Below are 5,002 nucleotides of genomic sequence, written 5' to 3' on the forward strand. Positions count from 1 at the left end.
GGTTGAGTTTGGGCTTGACAGTAATCCGCGATAACAGTAATTTTTAGCAACACTGGAGGCTGGCATGGCTCAAACACAAACACGAATGACCCGGCAGCGGGCAGTTATTTTGGAAGAACTGCGCAAGCTCAAGAGCCATCCTACTGCGGATGAGCTGTACAGCATCGTGCGCGAGCGTTTGCCCCGAATAAGCCTGGGTACTGTGTACCGGAATCTGGATTTTCTGGCAGACAGCGGCGAGATCCGCCGTCTTGAAGCTGCTGGATCAACCAAACGTTTTGACGGTGATATATCAAACCATCAGCATGTTCGCTGCATTTATTGCGGCCGGGTTGGCGATGTTGAAGACGTCAAGCAGGCCCCCACAGTTGAAGGCATGCAGGCAATGGGTTTTGCGAGTATTTTGAGTTCGCGGGTGGAATACGATGGCGTGTGCGAGACCTGCGCGAGATCGCTTGAAATAACCCAGTAACTATTGTCCGAATGTTTTTCCATGTGCGCGGAGGCTGCTTGTGAGATTTTGCTATTCGTATTATGCAAATAGCATCTTGAACCTGTTATAACCAAGGAGCTTGCGTCATGGCGGAAAACAGGGAAAGCCGGAAGGCTAAAGTCATAGAAGTACTGAACAAGGCGCGCGCCATGGAGCTGTTCGCCATCCATCAGTATATGAACCAGCACTACAATCTGGATGATATGGATTATGGCGAGCTTGCTGCCAACATGAAGCTTATCGCCATTGACGAAATGCGACATGCCGAAAATTTTGCCGAACGCATCAAGGAACTGGGCGGCGAGCCCACTGCCCAGAAAGACGGCAAAATTGTCACCGGGCAGGAAGTAACCGTTATCTACGAGGCTGACGCCAATCAGGAAGAAGCCACCATCGAAGCTTACAGCGGTTTTCTTGCCATCTGTAAGGACGCGGGCGACATTGTTTCTGCCCGTCTTTTTGAACGGATCATTGACGAGGAACAGGCCCACCTGACCTATTACGACAATATTGACGGGCATATCAAAAAACTTGGCGACACCTATCTTGCCAAGATTGCCGGTACGCCTTCCACAACAGGCCCGGCCACCAAGGGCTTTGTGACCGCAACGCCCGCAGCGGGCTAACAGGCAGGGCAGAGCATGGCTGAACCCAAGGATATGTGGCGTTGCCAGATGGTTAATTGCGGCTACGTTTACGACCCCGACCGGGGCGACAAACGCCACAAGATACCGGCTGGAACCCGTTTTGAAGATCTGCCTGAAGACTGGAAATGCCCTGTTTGCGGGGCAACAAAAAAGAGCTTTCGTCCTTTGAGTGACGAAGGCTAAAGCCAAGCATCCAACACCCTTGCGGTGAGTTTTGAAAAGACCCGTTTCCTCGTCCTGCCATGGCAGACAAGGAGACGGGTCTTTATTTTTTGCGCTGTTTTGCGCGAGCCTTTGCGTGGATGGAGTTTTATATGCCCTGAAGATAATCCCCGCACACGAGCAGGCGAACCTGACCGCTCACCAGCATGTTGCCGCTGGTTTTGTCCCTGCGGATGCTGATTTTTGAGTCACGCCCCGCAAAGCGCCCCTGCCGGAGAAGTATTTCCTGCGAGAGAGAAAAACTGTTGTGCTTGTACAGGTAGGCCCCTACCGGCCCAGCGGCGCTGCCAGTGGCAACGTCCTCCGCCATGCCCGCATTGTCCCAGGTTCTGCCTTCCACCGCGTTGACGTCAAAAACATACGCGAATTTTGCGCCGATCTGTGCAAGCCGCGATTCGTAATCCGCCACAACAATGTGGGCCTGCTCCAGGCCTGAGGCAAGGGGCACCAGCAGATAGGGCAGCCCTGTGGAAACTACTTCCAGGGGGAATCCGGCGGCAATATTGTGCACGGTCAGGTTCAGCGGTTGCAAATACCTCGCGTACACTTCCGGCTCCGGGGCGTAAATGAAGTCCGCTGGCCCCTGATCCATACAGCAGTCATAAGAATCGCCCTGCGCCGTGCAAAAAACAGAAACCTGCTTGCTGTTCAGGTTGAACAGAACCGTGCCGGAGGCCTCCTGAAAAAATTCGTGCTGCACAACCGCAGCAGCTCCCAGAACGGGATGCCCGGCAAAATCCAGTTCTTCCTCGACGGTAAAGATGCGCGCGTCAAATACGGCATCGCTACGTTGGACAAGGAATATTGTTTCAAACTGTCTGAACTCCCGGGCAAGTTGCTGCATGACAGTTCTTTCCGGAAAGGCTTTGGCAATAAAAACAGTCAGCCCATTGCCGGTCATGGGTTCTTTGCAAAACACATCTGCGTGGTAATACCGCATAGATAGTCTCCTAGCCGGATGTGCAGTTGGGCCGAGCATGCGAGCTGTGAAGTGTTGTGATGATACCCGCGCGGCAGCTTGTGAGCGTCTGCCCCGGGGGCGGGTTTTATGCAGGAAATAACGGGCGGGGCTACTAAATGCGCGCCACTGGGGCGTACTGCCCTTCAACGGCGCGCAGCAGATCATCCGGCTTGAGGCGCAGCTGAACGCCGCGCTGACCTGCGCTCACAAAGATAGTTTCAAGCAGGATGGCGTTTTCGTCCACAAAAACCGGGTAAGTCTTCTTGGCTCCAAGGGGGGAGCAGCCGCCGCGCATATAGCCGGTGAGGGGGCGAACATCCTTGAGCGGGACCATTTCCACATGCTTGTTGCCGGATGCAGCGGCCAGCGCCTTGAGGTCAAGCTCCGCAGCAGCGGGGATGCAGGCCATGAGCACGCCTGTTTTGTCGCCTCTGGCTACCAGAGTTTTGAAAACGCAGGCAGGGTCAACGCCAAGATTGTACGCCATGGTCACGGCTGACAGGTCATTTTCGTCCACGTCGGCAGTGTGCAGTTCGTAGGGAATGCCCAGGCCTTCAAGAATTCTGGCGGCATTGGTTTTGGAAACTTTTGCGGCAGACATGATTTGTCGGGGTGCTCAGTGGAGTTTGAGCCACTTGGCGAGTTTATTGCGCAGGGTAGCCATGCTGAAGGGCTTGCCTATGTGGTCGTTCATACCCGCGTTGATGATTTCGGCGATGTTGTCAGGCAGTGTAGCGGCGGTGAGGGCAATGATGGGCAGGGCCTTTTGCTCGTCATTTTCCGGCAGCATGTTCCGCAGTTCCCGTGTGGCGGTCAGGCCGTCCATGACGGGCATGTTAACGTCCATCAGCACAATATCATATGGGGTTTCCATGGCCATGCGCAGGGCTTCCTTGCCGTTGGGCGCAACATCGCATTCAAAGCCCAGCTGGCGCAGCATGGCGCGCAATACTTCCACGTTGATTTCATTGTCTTCCGCCACCAGAATGCTGCACTCCGCCGCTCCGTCCAGCGGCTCTGCCGTGGCGGCGGCCTGCTCCTGCGGGCAATAGATATTGCGGGCAGCTGTGCAGGGAATACTCAGGTGGAAGGTGGAGCCCTTGCCCAGTTCGCTCTCGCACCACAGCGCGCCGTGCATGAGTTCCGCAATGCGCTTGCAGATGCTCAACCCAAGGCCCGTGCCGCCAAAGCGGCGGCTGATGCTCGCATTGGCCTGGGTATAGGGATCAAAAAGGTGCTGCTGGTATTCGCGGCTGATGCCCATGCCCGTATCGGCAATCCTGAAGTGCAGGCTGTCTTTGTCGCCAGAAAGCTCACGGTCAATTCGCAGGGTTATGCGCCCTTCGGCGGTGAATTTGACGGCATTGTTCATGAGGTTGAGCAATACCTGCTTGAGGCGCAGGCTGTCGCCCCAGAGCTTCAGCGGCACATCGTCGCCAAGTTTGCATTCATACTCAAGCCCCTTCTGCTCAATGGGGAAGCGTAGCGATGTGTGCACGAATTCTAGCACGTCTTCCAGCGGATAGTTGGCGTCTTCCAGCACCATCTTGTTGGCTTCGATTTTGGAAAGATCCAGAATATCGTTGATGATGGCCAGCAGGTTTGTGGCGGAAGTGCGGATTTTTTGCAGATAGCTTTTCTGCTCGTCGCTGGGATTGGATTGCAGGGCCAGATGGGTGAGCCCGATGATGCCGTTCATGGGCGTGCGGATTTCATGGCTCATATGCGCCAGAAATTCGCTTTTGGCCTGCGAGGCTACCACGGCATCCTGCTTTTCGTGCTGGGTTTGCAGCAGATCAGTCACATCGCGGGAAATGCTGAGGCGAACTGTTTTATCGTTGTCCCACTTGATGGCCTTGTCCACCACCGTATAGGTGCGCCTGGTGGTCTTGTTTTCATACGTCCACTGATAGGGCTCGCTGGAGGCGGCAATAATGGCATTGGTGCAAAAGGGACAGGGCGTATCCCGCCCCATGAGTCTTTTGTAGCAGATGTTGGACAACGTGCCATCTTTTCGCGGGAATGTTTCTTCAACACTGTTGTTGACGAAAAGAATTTTGTACGTCTCCATATCTACAATGCAGACAGGATCTGTGAAGGCATCAAGAATATCGTGCAGTTGCCTGTGCTTGCGCTGCAGCTGCCCATAAAGACGAAAATGCGTCAGCGTGATGGCAAGGATGCTGCCCAAAAGATGGCAAAGGCTGGAATCTTCGATGGACCATTGCCCGCGATAGCGGTGGCGCAAAAGGCAGATGCCGCCAAAAAGCTGACCATCGTGGGCGATGGGCACGCAGATTGCCGATTTGATTCCACGGGAGAGAAACAGGGCTTTTTGCGGGCCTTCGGGCATGGCCGAGGTATCGGCAACGCACAGGCTTTTGCCCTCTTCAAACATGCTCAACACCGGCGACATGTCATCGAGCGTTGCCGTGGGCATATCTGCCGTTGCACTGCGAATGCCCGACCGCCAGACTACAGGGGCAGACCACTGTTCATCGTCAAATTCTACAAGAGACACCTGCTCACAGTGCAAGGATTCGCCAATACTGGCCATGGCTGCTCTGAGAAAAGGCTCTTTGCTGACGTGCAGAAGGGCTGAACTTGATATTTCCAAGGCCAGCACCAGGGGATTGGCTAGATTGCCCTGATGCGGCTGTTGTGCGTCTGACATGTTTT

Annotated in this window: 6 protein-coding genes; 3 read left to right on the forward strand and 3 right to left on the reverse strand. The window is 54.8% G+C overall.

Going from position 1 to position 5,002, the window contains the following annotated elements:
* Window positions 1–64: 64 nt before the first annotated feature.
* The 3 genes from VEZ52_RS07920 (at window position 65) to VEZ52_RS07930 (ending at window position 1,323) form a co-directional block, all read left to right on the forward strand.
* On the forward strand, window positions 65–472 hold the full coding sequence (locus VEZ52_RS07920; protein WP_022659167.1) for a Fur family transcriptional regulator: 408 nt from the start codon (window positions 65–67) through the stop codon (window positions 470–472).
* A gap of 107 nt (window positions 473–579) precedes the next feature.
* Complete coding sequence (locus VEZ52_RS07925) at window positions 580–1,119, forward strand: bacterioferritin (RefSeq protein WP_324836349.1); 540 nt, start codon at window positions 580–582, stop codon at window positions 1,117–1,119.
* A 15-nt stretch (window positions 1,120–1,134) separates the two neighbouring features.
* A complete protein-coding gene (locus tag VEZ52_RS07930; protein ID WP_022659169.1) occupies window positions 1,135–1,323 on the forward strand; it encodes a rubredoxin in 189 nt (62 codons plus the stop codon).
* Between the two features lie 127 nt (window positions 1,324–1,450).
* Here the strand turns inward: VEZ52_RS07930 and VEZ52_RS07935 are convergent, their stop codons facing one another.
* The 3 genes from VEZ52_RS07935 to VEZ52_RS07945 form a co-directional block, all read right to left on the reverse strand.
* Window positions 1,451–2,302, reverse strand: a complete 852-nt coding sequence (locus VEZ52_RS07935; RefSeq protein ID WP_324836350.1) for a PhzF family phenazine biosynthesis protein — start codon at window positions 2,300–2,302, stop codon at window positions 1,451–1,453.
* Window positions 2,303–2,435: 133 nt separating this feature from the next.
* Window positions 2,436–2,924 (reverse strand): Cys-tRNA(Pro) deacylase, encoded by a 489-nt coding sequence (gene ybaK, locus VEZ52_RS07940; protein WP_324836351.1) that lies wholly within the window; start codon window positions 2,922–2,924, stop codon window positions 2,436–2,438.
* Between the two features lie 15 nt (window positions 2,925–2,939).
* On the reverse strand, window positions 2,940–4,997 hold the full coding sequence (locus VEZ52_RS07945; protein WP_324836352.1) for an ATP-binding protein: 2,058 nt from the start codon (window positions 4,995–4,997) through the stop codon (window positions 2,940–2,942).
* Between the last annotated feature and the right edge of the window lie 5 nt (window positions 4,998–5,002).

Source organism: Desulfovibrio sp., from assembly GCF_035644575.1.
Classification (GTDB): Bacteria; Desulfobacterota; Desulfovibrionia; order Desulfovibrionales; family Desulfovibrionaceae; genus Desulfovibrio.